Origin of the sequence: Salinibacterium sp. GXW1014 (assembly GCF_044769865.1) — a bacterium.
In the GTDB taxonomy this organism is placed as follows: domain Bacteria; phylum Actinomycetota; class Actinomycetes; order Actinomycetales; family Microbacteriaceae; genus Homoserinimonas.
In genome coordinates this window covers 798,032-812,274 of the sequence record NZ_JBIZWA010000001.1, presented here as the reverse complement: position 1 = coordinate 812,274, position 14,243 = coordinate 798,032, and the positions used below count along the sequence as shown (strand labels likewise).

At 67.2% G+C, this 14,243-nt stretch carries 13 protein-coding genes and 2 tRNA genes; 13 read left to right on the top strand and 2 right to left on the bottom strand.

Annotation, left to right across the window (positions count from 1 at the left end):
* The first annotated feature begins 167 nt into the window (after positions 1 to 167).
* The 3 genes from ACIQK7_RS04000 to ACIQK7_RS03990 all read left to right on the top strand — a co-directional run bounded on the left by ACIQK7_RS04000 (position 168) and on the right by ACIQK7_RS03990 (position 3,954).
* On the top strand, positions 168 to 1,370 hold the full coding sequence (locus ACIQK7_RS04000) for an extracellular solute-binding protein (protein ID WP_403021537.1): 1,203 nt from the start codon (positions 168 to 170) through the stop codon (positions 1,368 to 1,370).
* A gap of 77 nt (positions 1,371 to 1,447) precedes the next feature.
* Positions 1,448 to 3,043: an ABC transporter permease subunit gene (locus tag ACIQK7_RS03995; protein WP_403021534.1), complete on the top strand. Its 1,596-nt coding sequence runs from the start codon at positions 1,448 to 1,450 to the stop codon at positions 3,041 to 3,043.
* Complete coding sequence (locus ACIQK7_RS03990) at positions 3,043 to 3,954, top strand: sugar ABC transporter permease (RefSeq protein WP_403021531.1); 912 nt, start codon at positions 3,043 to 3,045, stop codon at positions 3,952 to 3,954. The genes ACIQK7_RS03995 and ACIQK7_RS03990 overlap by 1 nt, the downstream gene beginning before the upstream one ends.
* Here the strand turns inward: ACIQK7_RS03990 and ACIQK7_RS03985 are convergent, their stop codons facing one another.
* Positions 3,955 to 5,040: an NAD(P)H-dependent flavin oxidoreductase gene (locus ACIQK7_RS03985; RefSeq protein WP_403021529.1), complete on the bottom strand. Its 1,086-nt coding sequence runs from the start codon at positions 5,038 to 5,040 to the stop codon at positions 3,955 to 3,957.
* An 87-nt stretch (positions 5,041 to 5,127) separates the two neighbouring features.
* Between ACIQK7_RS03985 and chrA the strand changes: the two genes are divergently transcribed.
* The 10 genes from chrA to ppsA all read left to right on the top strand — a co-directional run bounded on the left by chrA (position 5,128) and on the right by ppsA (position 13,926).
* Positions 5,128 to 6,357, top strand: coding sequence for a chromate efflux transporter (gene chrA, locus ACIQK7_RS03980; RefSeq protein WP_403021528.1), 1,230 nt, complete (start codon positions 5,128 to 5,130; stop codon positions 6,355 to 6,357).
* 55 nt (positions 6,358 to 6,412) lie between these two features.
* A complete protein-coding gene (locus tag ACIQK7_RS03975; RefSeq protein ID WP_403021525.1) occupies positions 6,413 to 7,582 on the top strand; it encodes an acyl-CoA dehydrogenase family protein in 1,170 nt (389 codons plus the stop codon).
* 39 nt (positions 7,583 to 7,621) lie between these two features.
* Positions 7,622 to 7,912, top strand: coding sequence for a DUF4287 domain-containing protein (locus ACIQK7_RS03970; protein ID WP_403021522.1), 291 nt, complete (start codon positions 7,622 to 7,624; stop codon positions 7,910 to 7,912).
* A gap of 121 nt (positions 7,913 to 8,033) precedes the next feature.
* Positions 8,034 to 8,105 (top strand) — tRNA-Thr (locus ACIQK7_RS03965).
* A 33-nt stretch (positions 8,106 to 8,138) separates the two neighbouring features.
* Positions 8,139 to 8,215 (top strand) — tRNA-Met (locus ACIQK7_RS03960).
* A 64-nt stretch (positions 8,216 to 8,279) separates the two neighbouring features.
* Positions 8,280 to 8,564, top strand: coding sequence for a helix-turn-helix domain-containing protein (locus tag ACIQK7_RS03955; RefSeq protein WP_403021520.1), 285 nt, complete (start codon positions 8,280 to 8,282; stop codon positions 8,562 to 8,564).
* Between the two features lie 124 nt (positions 8,565 to 8,688).
* Positions 8,689 to 9,660 carry an asparaginase gene (locus ACIQK7_RS03950; protein WP_403021517.1) on the top strand — a complete coding sequence of 324 codons (972 nt, stop codon included), beginning with the start codon at positions 8,689 to 8,691 and terminating at the stop codon, positions 9,658 to 9,660.
* Between the two features lie 15 nt (positions 9,661 to 9,675).
* Positions 9,676 to 10,593, top strand: coding sequence for a polysaccharide deacetylase (locus tag ACIQK7_RS03945; protein ID WP_403021515.1), 918 nt, complete (start codon positions 9,676 to 9,678; stop codon positions 10,591 to 10,593).
* Positions 10,594 to 10,663: 70 nt separating this feature from the next.
* Complete coding sequence (locus ACIQK7_RS03940; protein ID WP_403021512.1) at positions 10,664 to 11,518, top strand: pyruvate, water dikinase regulatory protein; 855 nt, start codon at positions 10,664 to 10,666, stop codon at positions 11,516 to 11,518.
* 20 nt (positions 11,519 to 11,538) lie between these two features.
* Positions 11,539 to 13,926 carry a phosphoenolpyruvate synthase gene (ppsA, locus tag ACIQK7_RS03935; protein WP_403021509.1) on the top strand — a complete coding sequence of 796 codons (2,388 nt, stop codon included), beginning with the start codon at positions 11,539 to 11,541 and terminating at the stop codon, positions 13,924 to 13,926.
* A 22-nt stretch (positions 13,927 to 13,948) separates the two neighbouring features.
* Here ppsA and ACIQK7_RS03930 read toward each other — a convergent pair whose 3' ends face one another.
* On the bottom strand, positions 13,949 to 14,197 hold the full coding sequence (locus ACIQK7_RS03930; RefSeq protein ID WP_403021507.1) for a hypothetical protein: 249 nt from the start codon (positions 14,195 to 14,197) through the stop codon (positions 13,949 to 13,951).
* Between the last annotated feature and the right edge of the window lie 46 nt (positions 14,198 to 14,243).

The window sequence follows — 14,243 nt, the reverse complement described above, 5'->3', positions numbered from 1 at the left end:
CGCAAATGAGCAGATAACTATTGGACGGCTGAGGTTTGCGTTCCCGTTCTCATGGGTCAGAATGTAAGCGCTTGCAAACCCTGCAATCCATTCGCGACCCCACAACACGCAGCCCGGCGGTCAATACCGCCGCGTCGGGGTTGCCCACAAGAAAGGTGACACCAACGATGGTGAAATCACGCAGCCTCATGGCGGCCGGCGCAATCGCGACCACCGCCGTGCTGGCACTCGTCGGATGCTCGAGCGCAGACGGCGGTGCAGACGACGCTGAGACCACGACCCTGACGGTCTGGGTCGACGCCGAGCGCGTCGACGCCCTCAAGGATGTGGCCAAGGCATACGAGGACAAGACCGACATCAAGGTCGACCTGGTCTCGAAGGCCAACGCCGAGATCAAGGACGACTTCACGCAGCAGGCCCCGACGGGCAAGGGCCCCGACATCGTCATGGGCGCTCACGACTGGCTGGGCGAGCTCGTCACCAACGGTGTCGTCGCGCCGATCGAGCTGGCCGACAAGCAGGATGAGTTCCTCGAGGTCGCCTACGAGGCCGCCACGTATGAGGGCCAGCAATACCTCCTGCCCTACGGTGTCGAGAACATCGCAGTGCTCCGCAACACGGAGCTCGTGCCCGAGGCCAAGGCGACCTTCGACGAGATGCTCGCCGCGGGCACCTTCGTCGTCGAGTCCGACGGCAGTGGCCTCGCGAACCCGTACCACCTGTACCCGTTCCAGACCGCCTTCGGTGCGCCCGTCTTCGGCAGCGACGAGAACGGCTACGACACGACTGACCTGCAGCTCGGCAACGAGGGCGGCCTCGCCTTCGCCCAGTGGCTCGGCGCGCAGGGTGCCGCCGGTGTCATCGACACCGAGCTCACGGGTGACATCGCCAAGGAGCGCTTCCTCAGCGGAGACGCCGCCTTCTGGCTGACCGGCCCCTGGAACGTCGGCGTCGCCGTCGACGCTGGCATCGACGTCGCCGTTGACCCCATCCCGACCCCCGGCACCGAGGCTGCCCAGCCGTTCGCCGGCGTGAAGGGCTTCCTGCTCAACGAGCAGAGCAAGAACAAGGTCGCCGCGAACGACTTCCTGGTGAACTACCTCGGCACGGTCGAGGTGCAGAACGCGCTCTTCGACTCCGGCCAGGTGCTCCCCGCGCTGAAGGAGTCGGCTGACTACGCGGCTTCCGACGAGATCGTCGCGGGCTTCCGCGAGGTCGGTGCTGACGCCGTGCCCATGCCTGCCGCCCCCGCGATGGGCGCCGTGTGGGAGTTCTGGGGCATCGCTGAGGGAGCAATCCTGAACGGTGAAGACCCCGTCGCAACCTGGCAGAAGCTTGCCGCGGACGTCGAGGCGGCAATCGCCGGTTAGTCCGTACCCTGTGCAGGCCGCCGACGCCCGAACACGTCGGCGGCCTGCCGCTCCAACGCCAGGACAGAAAGAGACACATGCAGATCGACGACGAGGTCAGGGCGAGCCCGCGACAGAAGCGGGCAGCGAGACTTGCGGATGCAGCATCCGGTGGTCTTCGCGTGATCCTGCTGAAGATTGTGGCTCTCGGCATCGTCGACGCGATCGCGGTGTACGCGCTGTTCGTGCTGGTGCTGAGTGACGAGTGGTTGGTCGCGGGGATCGTCGCTGTCGTGACGATCGCGGTCAACTGGATCTATTTCTCGCACCGGGCGCTGCCGGCGAAGTATCTGACGCCCGGCGTGCTCTTCCTGCTTGTCTTTCAGGTCTTCGTCGTCGGCTACACGGCCTACGTCGGGTTCACCAACTACGGCACAGGGCACAACTCTGACAAGGCGCAGGCGGTGCAGGCGCTCATGAGTTCGGCGCGCGAGCGTGTGCCCGACTCGGAGACCTACAAGGTGACGGTCGTGGAGAGCCTGCAGGGGCTCGGGATGCTCGTCACCGACCCGGAGGGTGACGCCTACCTTGGCGCGCCCGACTCGCCGCTTGAGCGGGTCGACGCCGACATGGAGGGCGGCGTGGCGGTCGCCGTCGATGGCTGGACCAGCCTCTCGTTCAACGACGTGCTGAAGCGGCAGTCGGAGGTGTTCGACCTCGAGGTGCCCTTCTCCTCCGACCCGAACGAGGGTGTGCTGCGCACGGCCGATGGCTCGTCCGCGAACATCTACACGTCGCGCCTCGTCTACGACGATGTGGCCGACACCATGACCAACACCGCAACGGGGGAGGTCTTCGCCGACACGGGCGAGGGCGCCTTCGTCTCGGAGAGCGGCGAGGAGCTGCTGCCCGGCTGGCGCATCACGGTGGGCTTCGACAACTTCGCGCGGGCGTTCGGTGAGGAGAGCATCCGAGACCCCCTCATCAGCGTCACGCTCTGGACGATCGTCTTCGCCCTGCTCTCGGTTGCCTCGACGTTCTTCCTGGGGCTCTTCCTCGCGATCGTCTTCAACTACAAGCGGATGCGCGGCCGCAAGTTCTACCGCATCGTCATGATCCTCCCGTATGCGTTCCCGGCGTTCCTGTCGGCGCTGATCTGGTCGGGCATGCTGAGCGAGCGCTACGGCTTCGTCAACCAGGTGCTGCTGGGTGGGGCGGAGATCCCGTGGCTGACCGACCCCTTGCTGGCCAAGTTCAGTGTGCTGTTCGTGAACCTGTGGCTGGGTTTCCCCTACATGTTCCTCATCGCGACGGGGGCGCTGCAGGCGATCCCCGACGATGTGGTCGAGGCGGCGACGGTCGATGGCGCCAAGCCGTGGCAGGTGTTCCGCCTCATCAAGTTGCCGCTGCTGCTCGTGACGATGGCGCCCATCCTGATCTCTTCCTTCGCCTTCAACTTCAACAACTTCAACCTGATCTACATGCTGACCGGCGGTGGGCCGAGGGATGCTTCGGCCGCCGTGAATGTCGGGGCCACCGACATCCTGATCTCGATGGTCTACAAGGTGGCGTTCACCGGTCAGTTCCGTGATTACGGGCTTGCGAGCGCGTTCACGATCATCATCTTCATCCTGGTCGCGGTCATCTCGATCGTGAGCTTCAGGAAGACCCGGATGCTGGAGGACCTGAACTGATGTCGACGACACGCAGCATCACGACCCGCGGTGGGGAGACCTTCGAGAAGCGGCCGTTCCGTTTCGGCCGGTGGCTTGCCGAGACGGGCTGGCGCCACCTGGTCGGCGTCGTGCTGATTCTCTTCTGCCTGTTCCCGCTCGCCTACGTGCTCTCGGCGTCGCTCAACCCGGCGGGCACGCTGACGGGGTCGAACGCGCTCTTCTCGAACATCGGTGTCGGCGCCTACGAGCGTCTCTTCAGTGACCCATCGCAGCCGTTCGCGTCATGGTTCGGCAACACCATGCTCGTGGCATCCATCACCGCGGTTGCGACCGTGTTCCTGGGGGCGCTCGCGGCGTACTCGTTCTCGCGCATGCGCTTCACGGGCCGCCGCTTCGGGCTCATGTCGATCGTGCTGATCCAGATGTTCCCGCAACTGCTCGCGGTGGTGGCGATCTTCCTGCTGATGAACGCGATCAGCGACTGGTTCCCGGCGATCGGCATCAACACGCACATCGGCCTGATCATGGTCTACATGGGCGGCGCGCTCGGCGTGAACACCTACCTCATGTACGGCTTCTTCAACACGGTGCCGAAAGACATCGACGAGGCGGCGAAGATCGATGGCGCGGGCCATGCGCGCATCTTCTTCACGATCATCCTGCGCCTTGTCGCCCCCATCCTCGCGGTCGTCGGCCTGCTGTCGTTCATCACGACGACGAACGAGTTCGTGGTCTCGAGCATCGTGCTGATCGACCCCGAGAAGCAGACGCTCGCGGTGGGCCTCTACAAGCTCGTGTCGAACCCGAACTACGCCGACTGGGGTGCGTTCTCGGCGGGTGCGATCATCGCCGCGCTGCCGGTGGTCATCCTGTTCCTGTTCCTACAGAAGTACATCGTGGGCGGGCTGACGGCCGGCGCCGTCAAGTAGTCAGGGAGCGAACGCGGCGAACGCCTCGTTCGTCTGGGCTACGAGCTCGTCGAGCGCTTGGCGTGCCGTGCGCGGGCCGGGCAGCAGCGGCGCCCCCTGCCCCGCCCACATCGACATGGCGTCGCTGTCCCCGGCGGCGACCGCGGCAGCCTTGATCTCCTGCATAAGCCACTGCTGGAGGGGGTATGGGGGCAGTTCGGCCTGCTGCGGCTCCAGCTCGTCGAGCATCCGGTTGCGGATGCCTCGAGCCCACCTTCCTGAGAACGCCCGGGTGAGGGCGGTCGCCTCGGCTCGGCTGTCGAGCAGTGCGGCGCGGTGGGAGGGTGAGGCTCCGGACTCCTCGGTGGCGAGGAAGGCGGTGCCGAGCTGAGCGGCCTCAGCGCCCAGCATGAGCGCCGAGGCGATGCCGCGACCATCCGCGATGCCTCCCGCGGCAACGACAGGTGCACTGAGTCGCGAGCTCAGGATGGCGGTGAGAGGGCCCGTGGCGAGGGAGTCGCTGGCGGGGCGCAGGAACGAGGTGCGGTGGCCGCCCGCCTCGTAGCCCGACGCGACCACGATGTCGACGCCAGCCTCGTCGAGGGCGCGTCCTTCGTCGATGTTGGTGGCCGTGCCGAGGGTGAGGATGCCGCGGCGCTTCGCCTCGGCAAGGATCTTTGGTGCGGGCACGCCGAAGACGAAACTGAAGACCGGTGGCGCCGCGTCGAGCAGGGCATCGACCTGCTCCTCAAACGGGATGCTCCGCCTGGGCGCGAAGGGGGCGCGCTCGATGCCGAGGCGCTCGAGCCAGGGGGTGAGCAGCTCGGCGGCGCGCTCCCAGGTGTCCTGGTCGAGCTCCGTGGGTTCGCCCGGAATCGGCACCCAGAGGTTCACGGCGAAGCTGCGGTCGGTGGCCGCGTGCAACTCTGCGATGAGTGCAGTGATGGCGTCACCGTCGAGGTGGTGGGCGCCGAAGGAGCCGAGGCCGCCGCCGTTCGAGACCGCGGCAGCGAGGACGACCCGGGACATCCCGCCCCCGAAGGCGCCCTGCACGATGGGGTGGTCGAGTCCGAGCATCCGGGTGATGCGGGTGTTATTCCAGGGCATGGGGCTCCTTCGGGATTGGGAAGTTTCCTCAGATATATACGACGCGGTGCGGCCGCCTATTCCCCTGACGCCGAGGATATCCTCGGCATGGTGGCGGCGACGGGAGAACTGGTGGCGGGCGAGGCTGGATCATTGCCACCGGCTTCACGCGCTGTGGGGGAGGTCTTCCGGGCGTTCCTCAAGCTGGGTCTCACCTCCTTCGGCGGGCCGGTCGCTCACCTGGGGTACTTCCGCGACGAGTTCGTGACCCGGCGGCGCTGGCTGGGGGAGCGGGAGTACGCCGATCTCGTGGCCTTGGCCCAGTTCTTGCCTGGCCCGGCGTCGAGCCAGGTGGGCTTCGCGCTCGGCCTGTTGCGGGCGGGGCCTTGGGGTGCGGTGGTCGCCTGGTTGGCCTTCACCCTCCCCTCGGCTGCGCTCCTTGTCGCTTTCGCGTTCGGGGCGTCGATCATGGACAACCCGGTGGGCGATGGCATCCTTTCCGGGCTCAAGATCGTTGCCGTCGCGATCGTCGCCCACGCGGTGTGGGGGATGGCCAAGGCCCTGACCCCGGATGCCCGGCGCGCGTCGATCGCGGTCGTCGCCATGGTCATCGCGCTGCTGGTGCCGGCGGCGTGGGGGCAGGTGGCCGCGATCGCGCTGGGGGCGCTCGCCGGGCTGCTGCTGTGCCGGGGCCGAACGCCCACGGTCGAGGCGCCGCTCACGTTCCCTGTCTCGCGGCGGGCGGGGCTGGTGTCACTCTCGCTCTTCGCGGTGCTCCTTGTCGGCCTTCCCATCGTGGCCACGGTCACGCGCAGCGGGGTGCTCGAGTTCGTGGATGGCGTCTACCGGGCGGGCGCGCTCGTCTTCGGCGGCGGCCATGTGGTGCTTCCTCTGCTGCAGGCCGAGGTCGTGTCGGGCGGATGGGTCGGCCAGGACGAGTTCCTTGCCGGGTATGGGGCTGCGCAGGCCGTGCCGGGCCCCCTGTTCACCTTCGCCGCCTACCTCGGGGCGCTCGGCGAGCCAGGGCTCGCCAGGGCGGCGCTCGCGCTCATTGCCGTGTTCCTCCCTGGCTTCCTCCTGCTGCTCGGGGTGCTGCCCTTCTGGAACCGGTTCCGCTCCGTGCCGTGGGCGGGCGCGTTCATGCGGGGAGCCAACGCTGCCGTCGTCGGCATCCTGGCCGCCGCGCTCTACGATCCCGTGTTCGTCTCCGCCGTGGTCGACGTCGCGAGCCTCTCGCTCGCTGTCGTGTGCTTCGTGCTGTTGCTTGCGTGGCGCACCCCGCCGTGGGTGGTCGTGCTCGTGGGCGCTGCGAGCGGCGTGCTCCTCAGGGTGTTCTAGCCGCCGGTTCTCGCGCCACTTCTCGGCACTCGACGGCCGGCGATAGGTTCGAGGCATGACAACGCCGTCCGCCGCCCACGACCTGCTCGCGATCGACTCGCTGTTGAGCGACGAGGAGCGCGCCTTCCGCGAGGAGGTGCGCGATTACGTTGCCGCGCGCATCCGCCCCAACATCGGCCGCTGGTTCGCCGAGGGGGTGTTCCCGGCCGAGATCGTGCCCGAGCTCGGTGAGCTGGGGGTGCTGGGCGCGTCACTCAAGGGCTACGGATGCCCGGGCCGCAGCGCCGTCGAGTACGGACTCGCGGCGTTCGAGCTGGAGGCGGGCGATTCGGGCATCCGCACCTTCGTGAGCGTGCAGGGTTCGCTCGCGATGAGCGCCATCCACAAGTGGGGCAGCGAGGAGCAGAAGCAGGAATGGCTGCCCCGCATGGCGGCCGGTGAGGTCATCGGATGCTTCGGCCTCACCGAACCCACGGCGGGCAGTGACCCCGCCAGCATGTACACCTTCGCCCGGCGTGATGGCGACGACTGGGTCATCTCGGGCGCCAAACGGTGGATCGGCCTCGCGTCGATCGCGCAGGTGGCGATCATCTGGGCGAACACCGAGGAGGGCATCCGGGGCTTCATCGTTCCGACGGGCACGCCGGGGTTCACCGCCACGCCGATCGAGCCGAAACTCTCGATGCGCGCGTCGATCCAGTGCGACATCGTGCTGGACGAGGTGCGCGTGCCGGAGTCGGCGCGGCTGCCAGAGGCGCGCGGTCTGCGGGCGCCGTTCTCGTGTCTCAACGAGGCGCGGTATGGGATCGTCTGGGGCGCGATGGGGGCGGCGCGCGACAGTTTTATCGCCGCACTCGAGTATTCGCTTGAGCGGCAGCAGTTCGGCAAGCCGCTCGCCGGCTATCAGCTGACGCAGGAGAAGCTCGCCAACATGGTGGTCGAGATCGAGAAGGGCACCCTTCTGGCGCTGCACCTGGGGCGGCTGAAGGATGCGGGGCTCCTCACTCCCGAGCAGATCTCGCTCGGCAAGCTCAGCAACGTGCGTGAGGCGATCGCGATCTGCCGCGAGGCGCGCACGATCTTCGGCGGCAACGGCGTCACGCTCGACCATTCGCCGCTGCGGCACGCCAACAACCTGGAGTCGGTGCGCACCTATGAGGGAACCGATGAGGTGCACACGCTCATCCTCGGTAAGGCCGTGACAGGGGTGCCTGCGTTCCGGTAGCCTGCGGCTCACCCGGACCACACCCGAATGGAGACGATGATGTCATTCCAGGCGTACCTCGACGCGATCGAAGACAGGACGGGGCTCACGCCCCGCCAACTTGTCGAGGTTGCGAAGGCCAAAGGGTATGACGACCCCTCCGTGAAGGCGGGCGTCATCCTGCAGTGGCTCGAGACGGAGTACGACCTCGGCCGTGGCCACGGGATGGCGCTCGTGCATGTCATCAAGAAGGGGCCGCAGATCGACGCGAAGCACGTCGGCTCGACCGGCACTCACCGCGACGACTCAGACATGCTGTGGCTCGACGGGAAGGCCAACCGGCCCGGCTGAGTGCTTCGATTCGGGGCGGATGCTCCGTGTTCTCGCTCCCGGCGTGTTCTTGCTCCCGGCGGAGGGATGATAATCTAGACCGGTTGCCTGAACGGGCCAGCCTTGTGCGCGCACGAGGAATGCCCCCTTAGCTCATTGGTAGAGCACTTCCTTGGTAAGGAAGAGGTAGTGGGTCCGATTCCCACAGGGGGCTCGATCGACAGGTTTCGCGACACTGTCGGCATGTGGCTGAGTAGCTCAGTTGGTGAGAGCGCACGACTCATAATCGTGAGGTCGCGGGTTCGAATCCCGCCTCAGCTACCACATGGTCCCCGTTCTGTGACGGGCTCCTTCTTCACTCTCCGCTGCGCTCGTCTACGCTCGAGTCATGCCCCGGCCATCTCGCTCCTCGCCCAGCGAGCGCACGTCGAGTTGGCCCGACACGCCTTCGGATGACCCGAGCGGCGAGGTCGCTCGACTGTTGACCCTGAACCTGCAGGCGGCGATGGGGGACTTGAGCATGAGGGCAGCGGGGGCGCGCACGGGCGTCGATCACAGCACCATTCAGGGGATCCTGCAGGGCCGCACTTGGCCCGACCTCGACACGATCGCCAAGCTGGAGCGGGGGCTCGGCGCGGCGCTATGGCCGGGAGCTTCCCAGTCACGACGCTGAGCGGCGACCAGCCGCGTTCCTCCGCATCCACCCCATTGCGCGGCCCGAAGCCCGGGCCTAGCATCGCAGCCGAACGAGCCCGACCCCACCTCGGGGTGACCTCGGGCGCGACAGGCGGGGTGTCATGACGCGAGTGCACGTGATCGGGACCGGCGGCACGATCGTGTCGCGACGTGCGGAGGGCGCATCCGGCTCCGTGGCGGTCGACTCGATCGCCGACCTGGTGCCGTCGTCGTCCGACATCGACGTGAGCACCTCCGAGGTGTTCCGCACCGGGAGTTACCGACTGGGGCTGCGGGAGCTACGCCTCGTGGTCGAGGAGATCGAGCACCGCGCCGCCGATCCGGAGATCGACGGCATCGTCGTCACGCACGGCACCGACACGATGGAGGAGACCGCCTACCTGGCCGACCTCGTGCACGCGGGCGACAAACCCGTCATCTTCACCGGCGCGCAACGCGGCGCCGACGAGCCCGACACGGATGGCCCCCGCAATCTCTCGGAGGCGATCGAAGCCGCCGCCGACCCGGTCTTCAGGGGCATCGGTGTCGGCATCGCCTTCGCCGGGCAACTCTTCGCCGCGAAGGGCGCGCGCAAGGTCGAGACACTCGCGCCCACTGCGTTCGAGGGGCCGTTGCTGCTCGGGGTTCGGGGGCTGGAGGGCTGGGTCAACACCGCGCGGCCCGTGGCGCGCGACATCCTGAGCCTGCCGACCGAGACATTCGACGGCCTGCGCGTGGACGCCCTGTTCACCTACCCCGGCGCGAATCCCGCCCACATGCAGCACGCACTCGAGAGCGGCGCCGACGGGCTCGTGCTCGCGGGCACCGGCGCCGGCAACGCGGGTGAGGGCTACCTCTCGATCGTCGAGGACTGCGTGCGCCGGGAGGTGCCAGTCGTGCTCGCGACTCGCGTCGCCCGGGGGCCCATCGCGGGCATCTACGGCAACGGCGGGGGCGCCGACCTGCTGCGCGCGGGGGCGATCCCGGCCGGGACCCTCAACCCGTTCCAGGCACGCATCCTGCTCGCCCTCCTGCTCGACCAGCGCGAAGCGGCGGAACCGCTCGCCGAACGATTCGGCAGGCACGCCACTTAGAAGAAGGGAAACACCATGGCAAAGAAGATCTACGTGAGCGTCGGTGTCGACGTGGATGCGGTGGGCGGCTGGCTCGGTTCCTACGGCGGCGAGGATTCCCCGGGCGACATCTCCCGCGGGCTGTTCGCGGGCGAGGTCGGCGTGCCGCGCCTGCTCGAGTTGGCCCGCCGCCGCGACATGCAGATGTCCTGGTTCTGGCCCGGCCACTCCGTTGAGACCTTCCCCGAGCAGTTCGACGCCGTCGTCGAGAGCGGCCACGAGATCGGCGTGCACGGTTACTCGCACGAGAACCCCATCGCGATGACCCGCGAGCAGGAGACCGAGGTGCTCGACTACTGCACTGACCTCATCACGACGCGGAGCGGCAAGAAGCCGGTCGGCTATGTGGCGCCCTGGTGGGAGTTCTCCAAGGTCACCAACGAGATCCTGCTCGAGCGCGGCTTCCTCTACGACCACTCGCTCATGCACAACGACCACACGCCCTACTACGTGCGGGTCGGCGACACCTGGACCAACGTCAACTACGAGGCGACCTCTGCGCGCGAGTGGATGAAGCCGCTCGAGCGGGGCAAGGAGACCGACCTGATCGAGATCCCGGCGTCCTGGTACCTCGACGACCTCCCGCCCATGATGTTCATCAAGTCGAGCCCCAACAGCCACGGCTTCGTGTCACCGCGCGACATCGAGCAACTGTGGAAGGACCAGTTCGACTGGGTCTACCGCGAGATGGAGTACGGGGTGTTCCCCATCACGATCCATCCGGATGTCTCGGGCCGACCCCAGAACCTGCTCATGCTTGAGCGGCTCTTCGACCACATCGGCTCGCACGACGCGGTCGAGTTCGTGACCATGGAGCACATCGCGCGCGACTTCGCCGAGCGCCACCCGCGCAATATGCACCGGGCATCTGGGTCGGTCACAAAAATGCAATGAGCGAAAGAATCACGATTCCTTCCTGACGGATTCGGGCGGGAGGAATCATTTTCTTCTCTATCGTTGAAGTGTGCCCCCTTTTTCTCCTGTCGCCCCCGCGACAATGGATGCGCCGCTCCCCGTGCGCGCCGCATACTTCGTGTCGGATGGCACGGGCGTCACCGCGGAGACCCTCGGCAATGCGCTCCTGGTGAACTTTCCCGGGATCACCTTCGAGCGGCACACCATTCCCTTCGTCGACAGCGAGGAGGAGGCCCGCAGGGTCGTCGAGCGAACCACCCGAGATGCGGCGGCCGGCCTCAGCCCGATCGTCTTCATCACGCTCAAGCAGATGTCGCTGCGCAGCATCCTCACGGAGTCGTCAGTTGCCGTGATCGATCTGCTCGCGGGGCACCTGACGGAGCTTGAGCAGGCGCTCGGGGTGACGGCATCCACCGAGCTCATGCAGTTTCACGGCATCGCGAACGCCGACCGATACTTCCAGCGCATCCGAGCGGTGGAATACGCGATGCAGCACGACGATGGCCAGAGCGCGACGGCGCCGGACCTCGCCGAGGTGGTCATCATCGCGCCTTCCCGCTGCGGCAAGACCCCCACGACCATGTATATGGCGCTGCAGCACGGCATCCTCGTCGCCAACTACCCGCTCACCGACGACGACTTCCCGACCGAGGGTCTTCCCCGACCCCTCGCCAAGTTCGCGGGGCGATGCTTCGGCCTCACCACGACGCCGATGCGACTCAGTCAGGTGCGCAATGAGCGCCGGCCCAACAGTCGTTACGCGAGCCTCGAGCAGTGCACGATCGAGCTTCGCCGTGCCGAAGACCTCTACCTGCGCAACGGAATCCCCTTCCTCAACTCCTCGACAAAGAGCGTCGAGGAGATGTCGGCAGTCATCATGCGGACCATGAATCTGCGTGCCTGACCCAAATGAAAGTGACAGTAATGAGCAACATCCTCTGGTTCCACGAGGTCGGCATGGCACACCTGCCGCAGGTCGGCGGCAAGAACGCCTCCCTCGGCGAGATGGTCTCCAACCTGTCGGGGGCGGGCGTGCGGGTGCCCGGCGGCTTCGCCACAACAGCGGATGCGTATCGCGCCTTCCTCGCAGAGGGCGGCCTCGACGAGCGCATCCGTGCCGCGGTCGACGCCATCGATGTGGATGATGTGACGCAGCTCTCGCAGGTCGGCGCTGTCGTCCGCGGGTGGATCGAGGAGCAGGTGCTGCCGGCAGACCTCGACCGCGACATCCGCAGCGCCTACGAGACCCTCGTCGCAAATGACCCGTCACCGGAGTCGGTCTCGTGGGCCGTGCGCTCCTCGGCCACGGCGGAGGACCTGCCGGATGCGTCATTCGCCGGCCAGCAGGAGACCTACCTCAACATCTCGGGCATCGACAGCGTGCTGCAGGCGGTGCGCCACGTGTTCTCGTCGCTCTACAACGACCGCGCCATCGCCTACCGCGTGCACAACGGCTTCGACCACCACGACGTCGCCCTGTCGGTGGGCGTGCAGCGGATGGTGCGCTCCGACATCGGTGCCTCGGGTGTCATGTTCACGGTCGACACCGAGTCGGGCTTCTCCGACGCGGTGTTCGTCACCAGCTCGTACGGGCTCGGCGAGGCCGTCGTGCAGGGTGCTGTGAACCCTGACGAGTTCTACGTGTACAAGCCCGCCCTCGAGGCGGGCCGCCCGGCGATCCTGAAGCGTTCGGTGGGGCAGAAGGCCATCGCCATGCGCTACGCCGACGGCGTGGAACTCGGCGGCAGCACCGTCTTCGCCGACGTCGACCCTGCCGAGCGTCGCCTGTTCAGCATCACGGATGCCGAGGTCGAGGAGTTGGCGCAGCACGCCCTGACCATCGAGAAGCACTACGGCCGGCCGATGGACATCGAGTGGGCCCGCGACGGGATCGACGGCAAGATCTACATCCTGCAGGCGCGCCCGGAGACGGTCGTGTCGCGCGCAGACGCCAACGTCATGCGCCGCTTCGTGCTGCGTGACCGCAGCGAAGTGCTCTCCACGGGTCGCGCGATCGGCCAGAAGATCGGCGCCGGACGGGTGAGTGTCATGCGGGGCATCGACTCGATGGCCGACTTCAAGGCCGGCGATGTGCTGGTGGCAGATATGACCGACCCCGACTGGGAGCCGATCATGAAGAAGGCTTCGGCCATCGTCACCAACCGTGGCGGGCGCACCTGCCACGCGGCGATCATCGCCCGCGAACTGGGCATCCCGGCCGTCGTCGGAACCGGGGATGCGACATCCGTGCTCACGGAGGGCGCCGAGGTCACCGTGTCGTGCTCCGAGGGAGACGACGGCTTCATCTACGCGGGGCTCCTCGAATTCACGGAGGAGGAGACGCACCTGGATGCGATGCCCGAGATCCCGGTGAAGATCATGATGAACGTGGGCACGCCCGACCAGGCGTTCTCCTTCTCTCGGCTGCCGCACCGCGGGGTGGGGCTCGCGCGGCTGGAGTTCATCATCAACCGCCAGATCGGCATCCACCCGCGCGCCCTGCTCGAGCACGACACACTGCCCGAACCGCTGAAGTCGCAGATCTCCGAGCGCATCGCCGCCTACGCATCGCCAGAGGACTTCTTCGTGAAGCGTGTCGCCGAGGGCGTCTCGATGCTCGCGGCGGCATTCGCCCCGGAGCCTGTGATCGTGCGGATGAGCGACTTCAAATCCAACGAATACGCGAACCTCCTCGGCGGCGACCGCTACGAGCCGGAGGAGGAGAACCCGATGATCGGCTACCGCGGCGCATCCCGCTACGTCTCCGCCGACTTCCGCGAATGCTTCGACCTCGAGTGCAAGGCGCTCAAGTTCGTGCGCGACGAGATGGGGCTCACCAACGTCAAGCTCATGATCCCGTTCGTGCGCACCGTCGCCGAGGGCGCCGCCGTCATGGAGATCCTCGCCGAGAACGGCCTGCGCCGCGGTGAGAACGGCCTCGAGGTCGTCATGATGTGCGAGGTCCCCTCCAACGCGCTGCTCGCGGACGAGTTCCTCGACCACTTCGACGGTTTCTCGATCGGCTCCAATGACATGACCCAGCTCACGCTCGGCCTCGACCGCGACTCCGCGCTCGTCGCGCAGACGTTCGACGAGCGCGACCCGGCGGTGCTGAAGATGTTCTCCATGGCGATCGAGGCGTGCCTGCGCCGCGGCAAGTACGTCGGCATCTGCGGGCAGGGCCCCTCGGACCACCCCGACCTTGCGCGCTGGCTCCTTGACCAGGGCATCGAATCGATCTCCCTCAATCCCGACACGGTCGTGGAGACGTGGATGTCGCTGGCCAAGCAGGCGGAGCCCGTCGAGGTCTGACCGTGCGTGCGTGATCCCCGGGTCAGCGCGGCCCGGGGATCCGCGCGACGAGCGGCCCCAGCAACGCCCGCGCCAGGCCAACGAGGCTGTAGGGCACGAAGAACGCGAACAGGATGAGCACGATGCCGTACGCGGCGCCGGTTGCAGCGGGGCTGATGCTCGAGGCGAGGGTCGGCACGAACTGGATGAACAGCGCGCCCAGCACAGCCCCGGGCACGGTGGCGAGCCCGCCGCTCGCGCTCTGGAAGGCCGCCATCTTCTGCGAGGCCATCTACACGCGCTGGCTCGACGGACAGCGCCCGGGCGACGAGTTCGGG

Coding starts and splice junctions, on each gene's coding strand:
- ACIQK7_RS03950 (WP_403021517.1), top strand. CDS start 8,689: ATGACGCGAGTGCACGTGATCGGGACCGGCGGCACGATCGTGTCGCGA.
- chrA (WP_403021528.1), top strand. CDS start 5,128: ATGGTGGCGGCGACGGGAGAACTGGTGGCGGGCGAGGCTGGATCATTG.
- ACIQK7_RS04000 (WP_403021537.1), top strand. CDS start 168: ATGGTGAAATCACGCAGCCTCATGGCGGCCGGCGCAATCGCGACCACC.
- ACIQK7_RS03995 (WP_403021534.1), top strand. CDS start 1,448: ATGCAGATCGACGACGAGGTCAGGGCGAGCCCGCGACAGAAGCGGGCA.
- ACIQK7_RS03945 (WP_403021515.1), top strand. CDS start 9,676: ATGGCAAAGAAGATCTACGTGAGCGTCGGTGTCGACGTGGATGCGGTG.
- ACIQK7_RS03975 (WP_403021525.1), top strand. CDS start 6,413: ATGACAACGCCGTCCGCCGCCCACGACCTGCTCGCGATCGACTCGCTG.
- ACIQK7_RS03930 (WP_403021507.1), bottom strand. CDS start 14,197: ATGGCCTCGCAGAAGATGGCGGCCTTCCAGAGCGCGAGCGGCGGGCTC.
- ACIQK7_RS03985 (WP_403021529.1), bottom strand. CDS start 5,040: ATGCCCTGGAATAACACCCGCATCACCCGGATGCTCGGACTCGACCAC.
- ACIQK7_RS03990 (WP_403021531.1), top strand. CDS start 3,043: ATGTCGACGACACGCAGCATCACGACCCGCGGTGGGGAGACCTTCGAG.
- ACIQK7_RS03970 (WP_403021522.1), top strand. CDS start 7,622: ATGTCATTCCAGGCGTACCTCGACGCGATCGAAGACAGGACGGGGCTC.
- ACIQK7_RS03955 (WP_403021520.1), top strand. CDS start 8,280: ATGCCCCGGCCATCTCGCTCCTCGCCCAGCGAGCGCACGTCGAGTTGG.
- ppsA (WP_403021509.1), top strand. CDS start 11,539: ATGAGCAACATCCTCTGGTTCCACGAGGTCGGCATGGCACACCTGCCG.